Annotated in this window: 15 protein-coding genes; 11 read left to right on the top strand and 4 right to left on the bottom strand. The window is 68.2% G+C overall.

What is annotated here, in order from left to right:
* The first annotated feature begins 100 nt into the window (after positions 1-100).
* A complete protein-coding gene (locus tag ACWPN8_RS03465) occupies positions 101-1,324 on the top strand; it encodes a DUF2336 domain-containing protein (RefSeq protein ID WP_492239916.1) in 1,224 nt (407 codons plus the stop codon).
* 30 nt (positions 1,325-1,354) lie between these two features.
* Here ACWPN8_RS03465 and ACWPN8_RS03460 read toward each other — a convergent pair whose 3' ends face one another.
* Positions 1,355-1,840 carry a hypothetical protein gene (locus tag ACWPN8_RS03460; RefSeq protein ID WP_492239915.1) on the bottom strand — a complete coding sequence of 162 codons (486 nt, stop codon included), beginning with the start codon at positions 1,838-1,840 and terminating at the stop codon, positions 1,355-1,357.
* Positions 1,841-2,110: 270 nt separating this feature from the next.
* Here ACWPN8_RS03460 and mdh point away from each other — a divergent pair, with 270 nt between their 5' ends.
* From mdh to frc, 7 genes are all read left to right on the top strand, one after another.
* Entirely contained in the window at positions 2,111-3,079 is a 969-nt protein-coding gene (mdh, locus tag ACWPN8_RS03455) for a malate dehydrogenase (RefSeq protein WP_042699729.1), read from the top strand.
* A gap of 130 nt (positions 3,080-3,209) precedes the next feature.
* Positions 3,210-4,406, top strand: a complete 1,197-nt coding sequence (sucC, locus tag ACWPN8_RS03450; protein WP_174475077.1) for an ADP-forming succinate--CoA ligase subunit beta — start codon at positions 3,210-3,212, stop codon at positions 4,404-4,406.
* Between the two features lies 1 nt (position 4,407).
* Complete coding sequence (gene sucD / locus ACWPN8_RS03445; RefSeq protein ID WP_372398196.1) at positions 4,408-5,283, top strand: succinate--CoA ligase subunit alpha; 876 nt, start codon at positions 4,408-4,410, stop codon at positions 5,281-5,283.
* A gap of 306 nt (positions 5,284-5,589) precedes the next feature.
* Positions 5,590-8,544 (top strand): 2-oxoglutarate dehydrogenase E1 component, encoded by a 2,955-nt coding sequence (locus tag ACWPN8_RS03440; protein WP_109451252.1) that lies wholly within the window; start codon positions 5,590-5,592, stop codon positions 8,542-8,544.
* Positions 8,545-8,587: 43 nt separating this feature from the next.
* On the top strand, positions 8,588-9,844 hold the full coding sequence (odhB, locus tag ACWPN8_RS03435) for a 2-oxoglutarate dehydrogenase complex dihydrolipoyllysine-residue succinyltransferase (protein WP_492239914.1): 1,257 nt from the start codon (positions 8,588-8,590) through the stop codon (positions 9,842-9,844).
* Positions 9,845-10,181: 337 nt separating this feature from the next.
* The gene (locus tag ACWPN8_RS03430; protein WP_109448513.1) at positions 10,182-10,655 is read left to right on the top strand and encodes a PAS domain-containing protein; all 474 of its coding nucleotides are present in this window, start codon (positions 10,182-10,184) and stop codon (positions 10,653-10,655) included.
* A 110-nt stretch (positions 10,656-10,765) separates the two neighbouring features.
* Positions 10,766-12,016 (top strand): formyl-CoA transferase, encoded by a 1,251-nt coding sequence (frc, locus tag ACWPN8_RS03425; protein ID WP_109448515.1) that lies wholly within the window; start codon positions 10,766-10,768, stop codon positions 12,014-12,016.
* Between the two features lie 133 nt (positions 12,017-12,149).
* On the opposite strand, the gene ACWPN8_RS03420 is transcribed toward frc, so the two are convergent.
* Both ACWPN8_RS03420 and ACWPN8_RS03415 read right to left on the bottom strand, forming a co-directional pair.
* The gene (locus ACWPN8_RS03420) at positions 12,150-12,296 is read right to left on the bottom strand and encodes a hypothetical protein (protein ID WP_199237854.1); all 147 of its coding nucleotides are present in this window, start codon (positions 12,294-12,296) and stop codon (positions 12,150-12,152) included.
* Positions 12,297-12,584: 288 nt separating this feature from the next.
* On the bottom strand, positions 12,585-13,001 hold the full coding sequence (locus ACWPN8_RS03415; protein WP_109448517.1) for an HRDC domain-containing protein: 417 nt from the start codon (positions 12,999-13,001) through the stop codon (positions 12,585-12,587).
* A 201-nt stretch (positions 13,002-13,202) separates the two neighbouring features.
* On the opposite strand from ACWPN8_RS03415, the gene ACWPN8_RS03410 reads away from it, so the two are divergent.
* Together ACWPN8_RS03410 and ACWPN8_RS03405 are read left to right on the top strand one after the other, a co-directional pair.
* Complete coding sequence (locus ACWPN8_RS03410) at positions 13,203-14,240, top strand: hypothetical protein (RefSeq protein ID WP_492239913.1); 1,038 nt, start codon at positions 13,203-13,205, stop codon at positions 14,238-14,240.
* Positions 14,241-14,370: 130 nt separating this feature from the next.
* Positions 14,371-14,583: a hypothetical protein gene (locus ACWPN8_RS03405; protein ID WP_098740667.1), complete on the top strand. Its 213-nt coding sequence runs from the start codon at positions 14,371-14,373 to the stop codon at positions 14,581-14,583.
* Positions 14,584-14,622: 39 nt separating this feature from the next.
* Here ACWPN8_RS03405 and ACWPN8_RS03400 read toward each other — a convergent pair whose 3' ends face one another.
* Positions 14,623-15,096 (bottom strand): ferritin-like domain-containing protein, encoded by a 474-nt coding sequence (locus tag ACWPN8_RS03400; protein WP_109049693.1) that lies wholly within the window; start codon positions 15,094-15,096, stop codon positions 14,623-14,625.
* A 176-nt stretch (positions 15,097-15,272) separates the two neighbouring features.
* On the opposite strand from ACWPN8_RS03400, the gene hrpB reads away from it, so the two are divergent.
* Positions 15,273-17,837 (top strand): ATP-dependent helicase HrpB, encoded by a 2,565-nt coding sequence (gene hrpB, locus ACWPN8_RS03395; RefSeq protein WP_492239912.1) that lies wholly within the window; start codon positions 15,273-15,275, stop codon positions 17,835-17,837.
* Positions 17,838-18,256: the final 419 nt, after the last annotated feature.

Here is an 18,256-nt window from a genome sequence, read left to right as displayed (position 1 = left end):
ATTAGGGGGCCGTTAACCAGGGGGGCGTTTCGATGGTCCGCATGATCCCACCGTTGCCGCTCCGCTCCGGCCGCGGCCCAACCACAAGGCTTCAGGTCCGGTGACAGCCCGGCGCTCCCCCTCCCGCCCCTCCGCCCATCTCCCGCCGGAGACGGAGTGCGGCGTCGCGCCCGAGCTGATGGACTATCTGTTCGCCGAGTCGCCGGAACCGGTGCCGGAATCGCCCCCCGCAGACGCCCCCCAACCCGGACGCGGCGTCGCCCGTCAGGTCGGCGACGTCCTGGTCGAATCGCGGCTGGCCGGCATGGGCGATGCCGACGTGCGCTCCACCCTGGCCCGCAAGCTTTGCCGGCTGCTGCCCGACCTGCCGCCGGGCGGGGCCGACACCGTCAGCACCGTCGCCACCCGCGCGCTGGAACAGCTGGCCCGCGACCACATCGTCCGCGTGCGCGAGGCGCTGGCGACGGCGATCAAGGACATCGCCTGCGCCCCGCCCTCGGTGGTGGCGACGCTGGCGCGCGATGTCGAACGCTCGGTGGCGGAGCCGGTGCTGCGCTGCTGCGCGGCGCTGGGCGACGAGGATCTGCTGGACATCGTCGCCGCGGCGCCGGCCGGCTGGGCGCTGTCGGCCATCGCCCGGCGCCACAGCATCGGCGCCGCCCTGTCCGACGCCATCGCCGGCAGCGGCCATGCCGAGGCGACCGGCATCCTCCTCGACAACAGCGGTGCGGTGATCGCCGAACCCACTCTGGAAGCGCTGGTGGAGCAGTCGGCCCACCATCCCGACTGGCGGGAAAAGCTGGCCCGCCGCCCGGCCCTGCCCCGCCGGCTGGCGCTGCGGCTGGCCGATTTCGTCGATCTGGCGGTGGTCGAGGCGTTGCGCCGCCGCGGCGATCTCGACGACGCCACGGTGGCGGAGATTGCCGCGACCACCCGCCGCCGCATCGACTGGGCCGAGGCGCCCGACTCGGCAGAACCGCCGGAACGCCGCGCCGTCCGCCTGCACCGGCAGGGGAAGCTCGACGAAACGGCGCTCAGCGACGCGATGTCGTGGAACGAGACCGGCTTCGTGCGGACGGCACTGACCTTGCGCGCCCGCGTGGCGCCGGAGGTGGTGGATCTGATCCTCGACGCCCACGACCCGCAGGCGGTCACCGCGCTGGTCTGGCGCGCCGGCCTGTCGATGCGCTGCGCCATGCAGATCCAGGCGCGGGCAGCCGGCATCCACCCGCGGGCGATGCTGAACGCCCGGCAGGGCAGCGGCTTCCCGCTGTCCCCCGCCGAGATGGCCCGCCACCTGGAACGCTACGGCGTCGGGCCGTAAGGGGGGCGAGGCGCCCCCCGGAGACCGTCCTTACTGCACGCCGCCGCGCGGCATCGGCTGGCGCGGGGTGGCGCGGCCGGTGTGCGGGATCGGGGCGTCGGGCGACGGCTCCTTGTAATAGGGGCCGCGGTCGGTCGGGCCTTCCATCGCCTCGGCCGGGGTGACGATCTGCTCGCCGGTGCCGGCGTCGAAGGCGATCAGCGCCTGCTGGCGCACCTTCAGGCAGGCGTCGCGCTTGGCGGCCGTCTCCGCCGACTGCGCCCCGTCCAGCGTCACCAGCGGCAGCACCCAGCTGGAGCGCTGGTTGTCGGGGATCGAGGTGTAGACATAGTTGGTCAGCGGCCGGCAATAGGCGGCGCTGGCCTCCGCAGCCGGATCGGTGATCGGGGCGGCGGCCATGGCGGCGGTATAATCGCCGACCGTCTGGGCCTGGGCGGCACCGGCCCCCAGGACACCGGCGGCAAGCGCCAGCGACATGGTCAGACCGGGAATGAAACGGGCCACGAGCTTGGCCATCTGCGCTCTCCTTCGACCATCTGCGAACAAGGTAAGGACCGGACGCGAACCATACGTATAAAGCCGAACGCTCCGGCGTTTGGAAAGGATCATCGGGGGTGCGACGCAACGCTGCAATGCCCCGCTTGCGGTCATGCTTGCCCTCCGCGACAAAACGCGCTACCTACGCTTCCGAAATCTCGGGGCGCTGGATCCCTAAGACGTTAGAATGACCAACGGTTCTAGTCTCCCGCTGAATGGGGGACGCTCAAACGTTTTAGGGAACGCTCCATGGCTCGCAAGAAGATTGCGCTCGTCGGTGCCGGCCAGATTGGCGGCACGCTGGCTCTGCTCGCCGCTCAGAAGGAACTGGGCGACGTCGTCCTGTTCGACATCGCCGAAGGCATGCCGGCCGGCAAGGCGCTGGATCTGGCCGAAACCTCCCCGGTCGAGGGCTTCAACGCCAGCCTGACCGGCGGCAACGACTACTCGGTCATCGAGGGTGCCGACGTCGTGATCGTCACCGCCGGCATCCCGCGCAAGCCGGGCATGAGCCGCGACGACCTGATCGGCATCAACAGCGGCGTCTGCAAGACCGTCGGCGAGGCCATCGGCAAGTACGCCCCGAACGCCTTCGTCATCGTCATCACCAACCCGCTCGACGTGATGGTGTGGGTGCTGCAGCAGGCGTCCGGCCTGCCGCCGGAGCGCGTGGTCGGCATGGCCGGCGTGCTCGACTCGGCCCGCTTCCGCTACTTCCTGGCCGAAGAGTTCAACGTCTCGGTCGAGGACGTCACCGCCTTCGTGCTGGGCGGCCACGGCGACACCATGGTCCCGCTGGTGCGCTACTCCACCGTCGCCGGCATCCCGCTGCCCGATCTGGTCAAGATGGGCTGGACCACGCAGGAGAAGCTGGACGCCATCGTTCAGCGCACCCGTGACGGCGGCGCCGAGATCGTCAAGCTGCTGAAGACCGGCTCGGCCTTCTACGCCCCGGCCGCGTCCGCCATCCAGATGGCCGAGTCCTACCTCAAGGACCAGAAGCGCGTTCTGCCGGTCGCCGCCCACCTGAGCGGCCAGTACGGCCAGGACGACCTCTACGTCGGCGTCCCGACGATCATCGGCGCCGGCGGCGTCGAGAAGATCATCGAGATCGAGCTGAACGACGAAGAGAAGGCGATGTTCCAGAACTCCGTCGACGCGGTGAAGACGCTGGTCGACGTCGTCAAGAAGCTGGACGCCGAGAAGGCCGCTTCCTAAAGAACGGATCGCGCGGTCTCCGGCGTCCACCCGGCCCATATCCGGGCCGGGTGGACGCCGGTGGTGCGCCCGTCTTGTCCTTCAGTCGACCCGTTCTCGTCAGCCGAAACAAAAAACAGATGGACGCCCGATGAACATCCATGAGTACCAGGCGAAAAGCCTGCTGAAGAAGTACGGCGTCGCGGTTCCCCGCGGCGGCGTTGCCTACACCCCGCAGGAGGCCGAGACGGTCGCCCGCGAGCTGGGCGGTCCGGTCTGGGTCGTGAAGTCCCAGATCCACGCCGGCGGCCGCGGCGCCGGCCGCTTCAAGAACAACCCCGAGGGCAAGGGCGGCGTCCGCGTCGTCAAGTCGATCGAGGAGGTCGGCAAGAACGCCGCCGAGATGCTGAACAGCGTCCTGGTGACGAAGCAGACCGGCGCGGAAGGCCGCGAGGTCAAGCGCCTCTACATCGAGGAAGGCGCCGACATCAAGCGCGAGCTGTACCTCGGCATGCTGATCGACCGCGCCACCGGCCGCGTGACGATCATGGCCTCGACCGAAGGCGGCATGGAGATCGAAGAGGTCGCCCATAACACGCCCGAGAAGATCATCAAGGTCGCGGTCGACCCGGCCACCGGCATCCAGGGATACCACACCCGCAAGGTCGCCTTCGCGCTCGGCCTGGAAGGCAAGCAGGTCGGCGCCGCCGCCAAGTTCATCCAGGCCGCCTACAAGGCCTTCGTGGACCTGGACTGCGCCATCGTCGAGATCAACCCGCTGATCGTCACCGGCTCGGGCGACATCCTGGCGCTCGACGCCAAGATGAACTTCGACGACAACGCCCTGTTCCGCCACAAGGACGTGGAAGAGCTGCGCGACGAGGCCGAAGAGGATCCGTCGGAGATCGAGGCGGCCAAGCACAGCCTCAACTACGTCAAGCTCGACGGCAACATCGGCTGCATGGTCAACGGCGCCGGCCTGGCGATGGCCACCATGGACATCATCAAGCTGTATGGCGGCGAGCCGGCCAACTTCCTCGACGTCGGCGGCGGCGCCACCAAGGAGCGCGTCACCGCGGCCTTCAAGCTGATCCTGTCCGACAGCAACGTCGAAGGCATCCTGGTCAACATCTTCGGCGGCATCATGCGCTGCGACGTGATCGCCGAGGGCGTGGTCGCCGCGGCGCGCGAAGTGCACCTGCACGTTCCGCTGGTGGTGCGCCTGGAAGGCACCAACGTCGATCTGGGCAAGAAGATCCTGGCCGAATCCGGCCTGCCGATCCTCTCGGCCGACAACCTCGCCGATGCCGCCGAAAAGGTGGTCAAGGCCGTGAAGGAGGCCGCGTAACATGGCTGTTCTCGTCGACAAGAACACGAAGGTGATCTGCCAGGGCTTCACCGGAGCCCAGGGCACCTTCCACTCCGAGCAGGCCATCGCCTACGGCACCAAGATGGTCGGCGGCGTGACGCCGGGTAAGGGCGGGGCCAAGCACCTCGACCTGCCGATCTTCGACACCGTCGCCGAGGCGGTCGAGAAGACCGGCGCCAACGCCTCCGTGATCTACGTGCCGCCGCCGTTTGCGGCCGACGCGATCCTGGAAGCCATCGACGCCGAGATCCCGCTGGTGGTCTGCATCACCGAGGGCATCCCGGTGCTGGACATGGTCCGCGTCAAGCGTGCGCTCAGCGGTTCGGCCACCCGCCTGATCGGCCCGAACTGCCCCGGCATCATCACGCCGGACGAGTGCAAGATCGGTATCATGCCGGGCCACATCCACAAGCGCGGCAAGATCGGCATCGTCTCGCGCTCCGGCACGCTGACCTATGAAGCGGTGGCGCAGACCACGGCGGCCGGCCTCGGCCAGACCACCTGCATCGGCATCGGCGGCGACCCGGTCAACGGCACCAACTTCGTCGACAGCCTGGAGCTGTTCGTGAAGGACCCGGAGACCGAGGGCATCATCATGATCGGCGAGATCGGCGGCGACGCCGAAGTCCGCGGCGCCGAGTTCATCAAGGCCTCGGGCACCAAGAAGCCGGTCGTCGGCTTCATCGCCGGCCGCACGGCTCCTCCGGGACGCCGCATGGGCCATGCCGGTGCGGTGATCTCCGGCGGCAACGACACCGCCGACTTCAAGATCGACTTCATGAAGTCGGTCGGCATCGCCGTCGCCGACAGCCCCGCCAGCCTGGGCTCCACCATGCTGAAGGTGTTCAAGGGCTGATCGCCGGCGGGCGTCACGGCGACGTGACGCCCGCGGCCTCATGCCTTTGAAAAGAGGACGCCTTTCGAAGAGGTTGACGGGCGGGACGCTGCGGTGCCCCGCCCGACGCCCCTTCGGCCTATCCTCTTGGACGGTTGGTCCTGGGAACCCATATGCAAGCGTCGGCGGTGCGTACGGCATCCCACCTCGCATCCCACCGGCTCCCCTCGCCGGTTCTTGCACATGGGTATCCATCGATCTCCCGCCCCCTTCATCACTCGCGATCATCTCCCACAGGGAATCGGGCTCACGGCCCGAGGTGAAACCATGTCGGCAAATCTGGAACAGACCTCGTTCCTCTTCGGCTCGAACGCCGGTTACGTCGCCGAGCTCTACGCCAGCTACCTGTCCAACCCGGCCGCCGTCGACCCCAGCTGGAACAGCTTCTTCCAGGATCTGGACGAGGATTCGCGCGCCGTCCTGGACGAGCTGCGCGGCGCGTCCTGGACCGTGTCCGATCTGGAAGACCCCAAGGCCAAGCGCGACCCGGTCGCCGAGAGCTTCATCGTCGCCGTCCCCAACGGCGCCGCTACGAACGGCGCCGCCGCGGCGATGAACGGCCCCGGCAACGGCGCCATGCTGTCCCACACCCAGCAGGTCTATGGCGGCATCAGCCCGCAGCAGCTGCGCGCCGCCACGCTGGACAGCATCCGCGCCCTGATGCTGATCCGCGTCTTCCGCGTCCGCGGCCACATGAACGCGCATTTCGACCCGCTGGGTCTGGAGAAGCGCGAGCCGCACCCGGAACTGGATCCGGCGACCTACGGCTTCGGCCCGGACGACCTCGACCGTCCGATCTTCCTGAACTACTCGCTCGGGCTGGAAACGGCGACGCTGCGCCAGATCCTCGACATCCTGCACAAGACCTATTGCGGGACGATCGGCGTCGAGTTCATGCACATCCAGGACCCGGAAGAGAAGGCCTGGATCCAGGAGCGCATCGAGGGCGGCCGCAACCACACCGACTTCACGGTGAACGGCAAGCGCGCCATCCTGGAGCGGCTGACCGCGGCCGAGGGCTTCGAGAAGTTCCTGCAGCTGAAATACACCGGCACCAAGCGCTTCGGCCTTGAGGGCGGCGAGTCGATGATCCCCGCGCTGGAGCAGATCCTGAAGCGCGGCGGCCAGCTCGGCCTGAAGGAGGCCGTCGTCGGCATGGCCCACCGCGGCCGTCTGAACATGCTGACCAACTTCATGGGCAAGCCCTTCTCCGCCGTCTTCTCGGAGTTCCAGGGCAACCCGTCGAGCCCCGAGGACGTCCAGGGCTCCGGCGACGTGAAGTACCATCTCGGCACCTCGTCGGACCGCGACTTCAACGGCAACATCGTCCACCTGTCGCTGACCGCCAACCCGTCCCACCTGGAATGGGTCAACCCGGTCGTGCTGGGCAAGGTGCGCGCCAAGCAGCAGCAGCGCCGCGACCTCGAGCGCGAGCAGGTGATGGGCGTGCTGATCCACGGCGACGCCGCCTTCGCCGGCCAGGGCATCGTGGCCGAGACGCTGGGCCTGTCGGAGCTGCGCGGCTACCGCACCGGCGGCACCATGCACTTCATCATCAACAACCAGATCGGCTTCACCACCAACCCGACCTATTCGCGGTCGGGCGTGTACTGCTCCGACATGGCCAAGATGGTGCAGGCGCCGATCTTCCACGTGAACGGCGACGATCCCGAAGCCGTCGTCCATGTCAGCCGCATCGCCATCGAGTTCCGCCAGAAGTTCAAGCGGGACGTCGTGATCGACATGGTCTGCTACCGCCGCCACGGCCACAACGAGGGCGACGAGCCGGGCTTCACCCAGCCGATCATGTACAAGAACATCCGCTCCCACGCGACCACGCGCGAGCTGTATGCCAAGCAGCTGGTGGCGGAAAACGTGATCACCCAGTCCGAGGGCGACCAGATCACCCAGGACTTCATGAAGAAGCTGGAGGGTGAGTTCGAGGCGTCCAGCACCTACAAGCCGAACAAGGCCGACTGGCTGGAAGGCAAGTGGGCCGGGCTGGAGGCGCAGGGCGCCAACACCGCCCACCGCGGCGAGACCGGCGTGGACCTCGACAAGCTGAAGCAGATCGGCTTCAAGCTCTGCGAGTACCCGAAGGACTTCGCGATCAACTCCAAGATCGCGCGCCAGCTGGAAGCCAAGAAGAAGACGCTGGAGACCGGCGAGGGCATCGACTGGGCGACCGCCGAGGCGCTGGCCTACGGCACGCTGGTCGCCGAGGGCACCGGTGTGCGCCTGTCGGGCCAGGATTCCGGCCGCGGCACCTTCTCGCACCGCCATGCGGTGATGTACGACCAGAACACCGAAGAGAAGTACGTCCCGCTCTGCCACGTCAGCCCGGACCAGGCGACCTTCGAGGTCCATGACAGCCCGCTGTCGGAAGCCGCCGTCGTCGGCTACGAATACGGCTATTCGCTGGCCGAGCCGCACAATCTGGTCCTGTGGGAAGCGCAGTTCGGCGATTTCGCCAACACCGCGCAGACCATCATCGACCAGTTTATCTCGTCGGGCGAGTCCAAGTGGCTGCGCATGTCCGGCCTGGTGCTGCTGCTGCCGCACGGCTACGAGGGCCAGGGTCCGGAACACTCGTCCGCCCGTCCGGAACGCTTCCTGCAGATGTGCGCCGAGGACAACTGGCAGATCTGCAACGTGACGACGCCGGCCAACCTGTTCCACGTCTTCCGCCGCCAGATCCGCCGCAGCTTCCGCAAGCCGCTGGTCCTGTTCACGCCGAAGTCGCTGCTGCGCCACAAGCTGTGCATCTCCGACCTGTCGGAGATGGGCCCGGGCAGCAGCTTCCACCGCGTGCTGGGCGAGACCGCCAACGATCTGGCCGCCAACGACAAGATCCGCCGCATCGTGGTGTGCTCCGGCAAGGTCTATTACGACCTGCTGCAGGAGCGCATGAGCCGCGGCATCAAGGACGTCGTCATCCTGCGCCTGGAACAGCTCTACCCGTTCCCGAAGGACGCGCTGGCCGCCGAGTTCGCCAAGTATCCGAACGCCGAGCTGGTCTGGTGCCAGGAAGAGCCGGAGAACCAGGGCGCCTGGTTCTTCGCCGACCGCCGCCTGGAAGCCGTGCTGAAGGATGTCGGCCACAAGGCCGGCCGCCCGTCCTACGTCGGCCGCCCGGCCACCGCCTCGCCGGCGACCGGCCTGCTGAAGCGCCACAACAAGGAGCAGGCCAAGCTCCTGGATGAAGCCCTGACGGTCCGCTGACCCTCTCGCCCAAGCGAACAAGAAGACGAACGAGGAATAAGAAATGGCTACCGAAATCAAGGTCCCCACGCTGGGTGAGTCCGTCTCCGAGGCGACGGTCGCCCGCTGGCTGAAGAAGGCCGGCGAGGCCGTCGCCATGGACGAGGCGCTGGTCGAGCTGGAGACCGACAAGGTCACGCTCGAGGTGAACGCCCCGGCCGCCGGCGTGCTGGCCGAGATCGTCGCCGCGGAAGGTGCGAACGTCGAGGTCGGCGCCCTGCTGGGCGTGCTGACCGAAGGTGCCGCCGCCGGTGCCGCCCCGGCCGCCGCCGCTCCGGCCGCTGCCCCGGCTCCCGCCGCCGCCCCGGCCCCGGCTGCCGCCCCGGCCGCCGCCGCCGCTCCGGGCAACCTGGCCGCCTCCGGCCCGGCCGCCCGCAAGCTGGCCGACGAGAAGGGCATCGACGGCTCGTCCATCGCCGGTTCGGGCAAGGACGGCCGCGTGACCAAGGGTGACGTGCTGGCTGCCCCGGCGGCTCCGGCTCCCGCCGCCAAGCCGGCCGCTCCGGCCCCGGCTCCGAAGGTCCAGTGGGCCGCCGGCACCCAGGGCGACCGTCCGCGCGCCGCTCAGGAAGAGCGCGTCCGCATGACCCGCCTGCGCCAGCGCATCGCCGAGCGTCTGAAGGAGGCCCAGAACTCGGCCGCCATGCTGACCACCTTCAACGAGGTGGACATGTCGGCGGCGATGGCTCTGCGCGCCGAGTACAAGGACTATTTCGAGAAGCGCCACAAGGTGCGGCTCGGCTTCATGTCCTTCTTCGTCAAGGCCGCCGTCCAGGCCCTGAAGGAGATCCCGGCCGTCAACGCCGAGATCGACGGCACCGACATCGTCTACAAGAACTACTATGACATCGGCGTCGCCGTCGGCACGCCGCAGGGCTTGGTGGTTCCGGTGGTGCGCAACGCCGACCAGCTGGACTTCGCCGGCGTCGAGGGCACCATCGCCGCTCTCGGCAAGAAGGGCCGCGACGGCAAGCTGTCGATGGACGAACTCACGGGGGGCACCTTCACCATCTCCAACGGTGGTGTCTACGGCTCGCTGATGTCGACCCCGATCATCAACCCGCCGCAGTCGGCCATCCTCGGCATGCACAAGACGATGGACCGCGCGGTCGTCGTCGGCGGCAAGATCGAGGTCCGCCCGATGATGTATCTGGCGCTGTCCTACGATCACCGCATCATCGACGGCAAGGAAGCGGTCACCTTCCTCGTCCGCATCAAGGAGCTGATCGAGGATCCGCGCCGCCTGCTGCTGGACGTCTGAGACCAACGAGGCAAGGGAGGGCAACTGCCCTCCCTTGACCCACCCGTCCAAGGGCCAAGGCCCTTGGAACCCTGAAGGGGCGCCGCAAGGCGCCCTTTTTCTTTTGGCGCGCACTCCCCCGAAGAATCCCCCTCTCCCCGGGGGGAGAGGGGATACCTGCACCCCCCAAAAGGTTCGCGCAAACAACAGTTCGCGAAGCGCTCAAATCCTCTTGCCAAAGATATGGTATCTGGTATACCGTATCGATAATGTCAGTGCGACGGCGGCTTACGGGCCATCGCCGCACCGGCTCCCCCGGTGCCCAATCCAAGAGGGGGCGGGCACCAAGGAGATCGACATGGACGAGAGGACAGCAGCGGGTTCGCCCGCGGTTGTGGATTGCGAACAGCTGGTGGCGGTGATCGGCGATGCCGTCATCGTGTCCGATCCGGCCGGCGCCATCGCCCTGTGGAATGCAGCGGCGGAGCGGATGTTCGGCTTCACCGCCGACGAGGCGATGGGCAAGTCGCTCGACATCATCATTCCCGAACGCCAGCGCCAGCGTCATTGGGATGGGTACGAAAACACCATGGCCACCGGCGAGACCCGCTATGGCCATGATTTGCTTCGGGTTCCGGCGGTCCACAAGGACGGGCACAGCCTGTCGATCGCCTTCACCGTCGCGCTTTTGCGCGGGACCGACGGTGCGGTGACCGGGATCGTCGCCGTGGTGCGGGACGAAACCGCCCGCTGGACCGAAGAGCGGACATTGCGCCGCCGCCTCACCGACCTCGAAGCCGCCGCCCGAGCAGGCGTCGCTGCGGCCGGCTGAGGGCGAGCGGACCCCGGGAGCAGGCTCCGAAGATCGAACCGGAGCCGATCCCTGACGATCAAATCCAACAGACAAACTGAAACAACGCGAAATAAGGGAGTGTTGCAGTCATGACCAAGCCGCTCGAAGGCATTAAGATCATCGACTTCACCCACGTGCAGGCCGGCCCCGCCTGCACCCAGCTTCTGGCCTGGTACGGCGCGGACGTCATCAAGGTCGAACGTCCGGGCGCCGGCGACGTCACCCGCAGCCAGCTGCGCGACATCCCGGATGCCGACGCGCTGTACTTCACCATGCTCAACAGCAACAAGCGCTCCCTGACGCTGGACACCAAGACGGCCGAGGGCAAGGAAGTCCTGACCCGCCTGATCAAGGAATCCGACGTGCTGGTCGAGAATTTCGGCCCCGGCGCGCTGGACCGCATGGGCTTCAGCTGGGACAAGATCAAGGAACTGAACCCCGGCATGATCGTCGCCTCGGTCAAGGGCTTCAGCGACGGCCACCATTACCAGGACCTGAAGGTCTATGAGAACGTCGCCCAGTGCGCCGGCGGTGCCGCGTCGACCACCGGTTTCTGGGATGGCCCGCCGACCGTGTCCGCCGCCGCTCTCGGCGACAGCAACACCGGCATGCACCTCGCCATCGGCATCCTGACCGCGCTCATGGCCCGCACCAAGACCGGCAAGGGCCAGAAGGTCGCCGTCTCGATGCAGGACAGCGTGCTGAACCTCTGCCGCGTCAAGCTGCGCGACCAGCAGCGCCTGGACCGCGTCGGCTACCTGGAGGAATACCCGCAGTACCCGCACGGCAAGTTCACCGACGTGGTTCCGCGCGGCGGCAATGCCGGCGGCGGCGGCCAGCCGGGCTGGGTGCTGAAGTGCAAGGGCTGGGAGACCGATCCCAACGCCTACATCTACTTCACCATCCAGGGCCATGCCTGGGCGCCGATCTGTAAGGCTCTGGGCCGCGAGGAGTGGATCGACGATCCGGCCTACAACACGGCTCTCGCCCGTCAGGACAAGATCTTCGACATCTTCGCGATCATCGAGGATTGGCTGAAGGACAAGACCAAGTTCGAGGCCGTCGACATCCTGCGCAAGTACGACATCCCGTGCGCGCCGGTGCTGTCGATGAAGGAGATCGCCGAAGACCCGTCGCTGCGCGCCAGCGGCACCGTCGTCGAGGTCGACCACAAGCAGCGTGGCAAGTACCTGACCGTCGGCAGCCCGATCAAGTTCTCGGACATGACGGTCGAGGTCACCGGTTCCCCGCTGCTCGGCGAGCACACCGACGAGGTCCTGGCCCAGCTCGGCTACAACAAGGACCAGATCGCCGCCATGCACAGCGCCAAGGTGGTCTGAGGCCGATTGCCCCCGCCACGCCCCTCTCCCTCCGGGAAGAGGGGTGGGGTGAAAGGGGCACCCGACAGACTTGCGAAAACCAAAACGGCGCCCCATCCGGGCGCCGTTTCCTTTTCGCAACCGTCCAATCCGGTCAAATCTTTCGGCCGCGCTCCAGATCGTCCAGGATCTCGTCCGCCCGGCTGGTCAGGGTGTGGGCGAGCCGGTCGTAATGCCCGTTGCCGGTCATGCGGGCGCGCCGGGCGGCTTCCGCCCCCAGCATGGCCAGTTCCTGCGCCATCTTCCGATAGTCCGGAACCATGGTCCACACCGCGTCCGCGGGGACCGCGTGCGGAGCTGCGCCACGACGCTTCGGATGATCCTTCCAAGCCACAGTCATCCCATCCACCGGTGCCAGTGAAGGGGGCAATCCTGGCATACCACAACGCCCGGACCAACTGACGCTTACGGCAGGTTCGCCACAGCCTTTGGCTGTGCATCGCCTTTCCGAATCGGATAGGACTTCGCCGATGCTCCACCCGGAGCCGATCAACTGGTCAGTCGATCGGCCGCTCAGTCGATCAGCCGGTCAGTCGATCAACAGGTCCAGCGTCGAGCGCACCACCTGCACGATTTCCCCGCCCTGGGGCGAGATGGCCTGCCCGCGGGCATTCAGGATGATCGACAGCTCATGCTCCGTCGTGGGTGCGAAGCGGGCGATCTCCTGCACCAGATCGTCGGCCAGAACGGCGTCGCGCGTCACCCCGGCCTGGGCGGCGGCCTTGTCGCGCCAGCCGTTCAGCGCCGCGGCGATGGCGGCCTCGATCTGCTGCGATTCCTCCTTGCGGCGAAGGTCGGTGAACAGCACCAGCACGCGCCACGCCCCGTCGGCATAGGCGGTTTCGATGCGCTGGACCTCGACCGTCCGCAGGAAGCTGGACAGCTGCGCCTGCGCCTCTTCGGCGGCGGCGTCGGGAATGCTGAAGGTGCGGATCTCGGTGCTCATCGCCCAATCCTGTTGTAAGGAGCCAACCCTGCGACAAGGCCGTCCTCCATGGTCGGAGCCTACACACAAACGGCGCGTTCGGCAAACCGGGACCCTGCGGCGGAGGTGTTCCGGGGCCTTGGGGATACCCCCAATTACCGCGTGTCGATTCACCTCCTCCGCGCGTTGTGGGAGTAGCCGCAGCACGCCCGGAGACGCCCGATGTCCCATCTCGACCCGCAGGAGCCCCCGTCCCAGTCTCAACCGGACCAGCAATCCGTTTCCCCCCACGCCGGGGAAACCGCCGCCGCGGAGACGCCGCGGCGCGGCAAGCGGCGCTGGGGGGTGCTGGGGACGCTGCTGATCGCACCGCTGGTGCTGGCCGCGCTGGCGGCGCTGGGGGTGCTGTGGAGCGGGTCGATGCTCTACGACCAGCCCTTCGCCTGGTACAACCTGAACCGCATCAACACGGTGGCAGAGCGGGCGGCGCGCGTCCCCAATTCGGTGATGGTGGTGGCGCTGGGCGACACCGCCCTGCGCGACGCCACGCTGGACGAGCACGGCATGGCGAAGGTCGCCGCCGAGCGCGGTGTGCCCAACCTGGAATTCCTGCGCATCGTCCATCGACAGGCCCAGTTCGCCGATTTCGAGCCGCTGCTCGACCGGCTGATCGCCGTCAAGCCGACGCTGATCCTGATCGACCGCAACCTGCTGACCGCCAGCCGCGGCCCGGTCGACGAGCTGCAACGCTACGGCAACGGCCTGATGCGGCTTTATCGCGGCCAGACCTATGTTCAGGATCAGGTGGCCCTGCAATACCGGCGCGGCTGCGGCCCGACGCCGTCGGCCTGGCTGACCGGCGGGGCGCCCGGGGCCGTCGCCGGCTCCACCGCCACCGAGCGGCAGGTCCGCGCCTTCATCGACCGCGCCTGGGCCGCCGGCATCCGCGTCGCCCTGATCGAGGTGCACAGCCGCCCGGCCCGGCAGGCGCCCAGCCTGATCTCCAGCGCCTCGGCCGCCGAACCGGCCGGCCAGCCCACCGCCGCCTCGCTGCCCTTGTGGAACTACGGCGGCGGCGCCGTGGAGCCCGAGGACTATGAGGGCGCCGCCCCCACCGCCGCCTGCGATCAGGCCAGCGCCACCGGCCGCAACGCCTTCTCGGTCTGGCTGACCGGCGGCATCGCCGGGGCGCTGCGCGGCGCCCAGCCCGACCGCATGCCCGGCCGCGCCCCGGTGACGGAGGCCGCATCGCTGCCGTAAGGACGCCCCTCAAAAATGACGCCCCTCAAAATTGACGCAGTGCAAACGTCGCCATTCTTTCCGCCTTCCGGTTAAACCACTTTTTGTTTATGGTTTTGCCGTCGGGCGAGTCGCAACAGGAGACGGATGCATGGCTTCCATCATGATCAAGAAGGCCGGCGAAGGGCTGGTCTCGCAGGCCCACCGCAACGCCGACGTCGGCCCGACCAGCGGCAGCTCGGTCGTCTATGAAATCCAGAACGTACCGGGCGGCGTCAGCGTCGACGACGTGATCGCCGCCTTCAAGACCTATCAGCCGGCCGACAAGGTGTACGAGATCGACTGGTCCGCCCTGTCAAAGTAACCAGGGGAGGGGGCAGCCAGCGCCCCCTTCCTCACTCTCTTACCCCTGCAACGCCGGATAGCGCTTGGCCCACACCTCCAGCTGGGCGACATGCTCGGCCTCTTCGGCGGCGAACTCCTCGGCCATCATGCGGACCTCGGCGTCGGTGGTGGTCTTCGCCACCTCGGCATAGAAGGCCTGCCCGCGCCGTTCGCTGTCGAGCGCCAGTTCCAGCGCGTATTCCACCGTCATCAGATAGTGCGAGCCTTCCATCGAGGCCGCTTCCGGGCTGTCGCCGTCCGGCCACTGGAAGTCTTCCGGCGCCAGATCGGGGATCTTGCGGAAGCCAGACCGTTCCCGCGCCTCGGCCAGATGCAGGCGCGAGAATTTCGCCATCTGGCCGAAGAAGGCCGCGACCTCCTGGTTGCCATAGGTCTTCATCGCCTCCGACAGGTCGGAGAAGCGGTTGGCGGCGTCCTCCTCCAGCGCACAGGCGTGGGCGAGGAACAGGGCGGCGTCGTGGATATCGGTCATGGGTCCCTTTGAGGTGCGAAAAAGCCCGACGACGACAAAACCATACAGTTTTTAAGGCCATCGGTCGCGACCGCTCTCCCGCTGCCCCACCCCTGCGACCTTTTGGCGCGCGCCGCGCCCACCCGCACCCGAAAAGCATTGCCTTTCGCTCCGGTTCGCGGCAGCAGACTCCCCCCATGAGCAAGCCCGCCTTCCCCGCCCTTCCCATCGATCCCGTCCTGCCCGCCCTGCTGGAGGCGCTGGACAGCCGCGGCACCGCCGTGCTGCAAGCCCCGCCGGGTGCGGGCAAGACCACCCGCGTGCCGCTGGCCCTGCTGGAGGCGGCTTGGGCAAAGGGCCGCAAGATCCTGGTGCTGGAGCCGCGGCGCCTCGCCGCCCGCGCCGCCGCCCGCCGGATGGCGTCGATGCTGGGGGAGGCGGTGGGCGAGACCGTCGGCTACCGCGTGCGCCTGGATACCAAGGTCGGCCCGAAGACCCGGATCGAGGTGGTGACCGACGGCCTGTTCCTGCGCCAGCTTCAGGAGGATCCGGAGCTTCCCGCCGTCGGCGCCGTCCTGTTCGACGAGTTCCACGAGCGCGGCATCGACAGCGACCTCGCCCTTGCCCTGGTGCAGGAGGCGCGCGGCGCGCTGCGCGACGATCTGCGCCTCGTCGTGATGTCGGCGACGCTCGACGCCGCCCCGGTCGCCACCCTTCTCGCGGACACGCATGGCCCGGCCGCGATGGTGACCAGCGAGGGCCGCGCCTACCCGGTCGAGACCCGCCACCTCGACGCGCCTCCCCAGGGCACCCGCATCGAGGACGCCGTCGCCGCCGCCGTCCGCCGCGCGCTCCGCGAGGAGCCCGGCAACGCCCTGGTCTTCCTGCCCGGCGTCGGCGAGATCCGCCGCGTCCAGTCGCTGCTCGACCAGTCCGACCTCGGCCCGAACACCGTCATCGCCCCGCTCTATGGCGACCTGTCGGCCGAGGCGCAGGACCGCGCCATCGGCCCCACCCCGCCCGGCCAGCGCAAGATCGTGCTGGCGACCTCCATCGCCGAGACCAGCCTGACCATCGAGGGCATCCGCATCGTGGTGGACAGCGGGCTGATGCGGGTTCCGCGCTTCGACCCGCGCGGCGGCATGACCCGTCTGGCGACAGTGAAGGTCAGCCAGGCCTCGGCCGAGCAGCGCCGCGGCCGCGCCGGCCGTCTGGAGCCCGGCGTCTGCTACCGCCTGTGGCCGGAGGCGACGCACAAGGCGCTGGCCCCCTTCACCACGCCGGAGATCGCCGACGCCGACCTCGCCCCGCTGGCGCTGGAGCTTGCGGTGTGGGGCGTCTCCGACCCCGCCAGCCTGTCCTGGCTCGACCAGCCTCCCACAGCGGCGATGGCCCAGGCGCGCGAGCTGCTGACCGGCCTCGGCGCGCTCACCAAAGCGGGAGCCATCACCCCGCACGGCCGCCGCATGGCCGGCTTCGGCGTGCATCCGCGTCTGGCCCACATGATGCTGGCCGGCAAGGCGATGGGCCAGGGCGCGCTCGCCTGTCTGGTCGCAGCATTGCTGGGCGAGCGCGACATCGTCCGCGCCCAACCGGGCTTCCGCGACGCCGACCTGCGCCTGCGCGTCGATCTGCTGCGCGGCGAGGAGCGCGGCGGCCAGGGTGCCGCGCGCGGCCTCAGCGTCGACCGCGGCGGGGCGCAGCAGGCGGTGAAGCAGGCCCGGCAGTGGCGCCGCCAGCTCGGCGTGCGCGACGACGACGCGATGGATTCCAACGCCGTCGGCATCCTGCTGGCGCTGGCCTATCCCGACCGCATCGGCCAGCGCCGTCCCGGAGGCCAGCCCGGCGGCGTGGCGGCGCAGTATCGCCTGTCGGGCGGGCGCGGCGCCTATTTCCAGCAGGCCGAGCCGCTGTCGGCCGAGGAGTGGCTCGCCATCGCCGACCTCGACGGCGCCGCCCGCGAATCGCGCATCTTCCTGGCCGCCCCGGTCACGCTGGCCGATCTGGAGGAGAGCTTCGCCGACGACATCCGCACGGAGACCATCGTCGCCTGGGACGCGCGCGAGCAGACGGTGCTGGCGCGGCGGCGGCGCATGCTGTTCGCCCTGATCCTGAAGGACGAGAAGCTGGCCAAGCCGCCGGCCGACGCGATGACCGCCGCGATGATCGAGGGCATCCGCGCGCTGGGCCCGACCTGCCTGCCCTGGACCGACGAGCTGCGCAAATGGCGCACCCGCGTGATGTTCCTGCGCACCCGCGAGGGCGACGCTTACGACTGGCCCGACCTGTCCGACGACGCCCTGATGGACGGTCTGGAGGCGTGGCTGGCCCCCTTCCTCGACGGCGTGTCGCGCCGCGCCCATCTGGAGCGCATCGACCTGTCGAGCGCGCTCCGCGCCCTGCTGCCCTGGGAGTTGAAGACCCGCCTGGACGCCGAGGCCCCGACCCATGTCGAGGTGCCGAGCGGCTCCCGCATCCCCATCGACTATGACGGCGAGGAGCCGGTGCTGGCGGTGCGGTTGCAGGAGATGTTCGGCTTGGCCCAGACCCCGCGCATTGCCGGCGGCCGGGTGCCCGTGCTGCTGCACCTGCTGTCCCCCGCCCGCCGCCCGGTCCAGGTCACCCGCGACCTCGCGAGCTTCTGGGCCAACGCCTACAAGGCGGTGAAGGCGGATTTGAAGGGCCAGTACCCGAAACATTACTGGCCCGACAACCCGCTGGAAGCCGAACCGACCGCAAGGGCGAAGCCAAGGGGGCGGTAACGGCCCGCCCTGCACCGCAACGCCCCCAATCCTCTCTCCCCCTGGGGAGAGGGTCAGGGTGAGGGGGCAGCAAAGGCGCCAGCCTTTGCCAGGGGATCGCAAAGGGGCAGCATGCCCCTTGGCGGCGCGCCGAAGCGCGGCCGTCCACGCCCGAAGGCAATGGATAACCGGAGAAGACGGTGACGGAGCGTGTCAGATATGAAGAACTTGCTTGCGTTAGGCAGAGAAGGTGATTGTGACTTTAGGCAGTCAGCAATAGAATGCACCTCCGCAACGGATAGGTGGTTTTTGAGTGTCCTTGCAAGAAACGCGTCAGAACTAGCACAAACTCTTAAAGCTAACATCGAATATTCTCTGAATAATCTTATGGAGCAGAGGAAAAGATTGTCATGATGATGAAGCACACGATTGGGATCATC

The organism is Azospirillum sp. UENF 112521 (assembly GCF_058780665.1).
Note: the sequence above shows the minus strand (reverse complement) of the source record. Positions and strands in the feature narration are given on the sequence as shown.

Bases quoted from the DNA above. Each gene is read 5' to 3' on its own strand.
- ACWPN8_RS03460 (WP_492239915.1), bottom strand. From the start codon at position 1,840: ATGGCCAAGCTCGTGGCCCGTTTCATTCCCGGTCTGACCATGTCGCTG.
- mdh (WP_042699729.1), top strand. From the start codon at position 2,111: ATGGCTCGCAAGAAGATTGCGCTCGTCGGTGCCGGCCAGATTGGCGGC.
- sucC (WP_174475077.1), top strand. From the start codon at position 3,210: ATGAACATCCATGAGTACCAGGCGAAAAGCCTGCTGAAGAAGTACGGC.
- sucD (WP_372398196.1), top strand. From the start codon at position 4,408: ATGGCTGTTCTCGTCGACAAGAACACGAAGGTGATCTGCCAGGGCTTC.
- ACWPN8_RS03440 (WP_109451252.1), top strand. From the start codon at position 5,590: ATGTCGGCAAATCTGGAACAGACCTCGTTCCTCTTCGGCTCGAACGCC.
- odhB (WP_492239914.1), top strand. From the start codon at position 8,588: ATGGCTACCGAAATCAAGGTCCCCACGCTGGGTGAGTCCGTCTCCGAG.
- ACWPN8_RS03430 (WP_109448513.1), top strand. From the start codon at position 10,182: ATGGACGAGAGGACAGCAGCGGGTTCGCCCGCGGTTGTGGATTGCGAA.
- frc (WP_109448515.1), top strand. From the start codon at position 10,766: ATGACCAAGCCGCTCGAAGGCATTAAGATCATCGACTTCACCCACGTG.
- ACWPN8_RS03420 (WP_199237854.1), bottom strand. From the start codon at position 12,296: ATGGCGCAGGAACTGGCCATGCTGGGGGCGGAAGCCGCCCGGCGCGCC.
- ACWPN8_RS03415 (WP_109448517.1), bottom strand. From the start codon at position 13,001: ATGAGCACCGAGATCCGCACCTTCAGCATTCCCGACGCCGCCGCCGAA.
- ACWPN8_RS03410 (WP_492239913.1), top strand. From the start codon at position 13,203: ATGTCCCATCTCGACCCGCAGGAGCCCCCGTCCCAGTCTCAACCGGAC.
- ACWPN8_RS03405 (WP_098740667.1), top strand. From the start codon at position 14,371: ATGGCTTCCATCATGATCAAGAAGGCCGGCGAAGGGCTGGTCTCGCAG.
- ACWPN8_RS03400 (WP_109049693.1), bottom strand. From the start codon at position 15,096: ATGACCGATATCCACGACGCCGCCCTGTTCCTCGCCCACGCCTGTGCG.
- hrpB (WP_492239912.1), top strand. From the start codon at position 15,273: ATGAGCAAGCCCGCCTTCCCCGCCCTTCCCATCGATCCCGTCCTGCCC.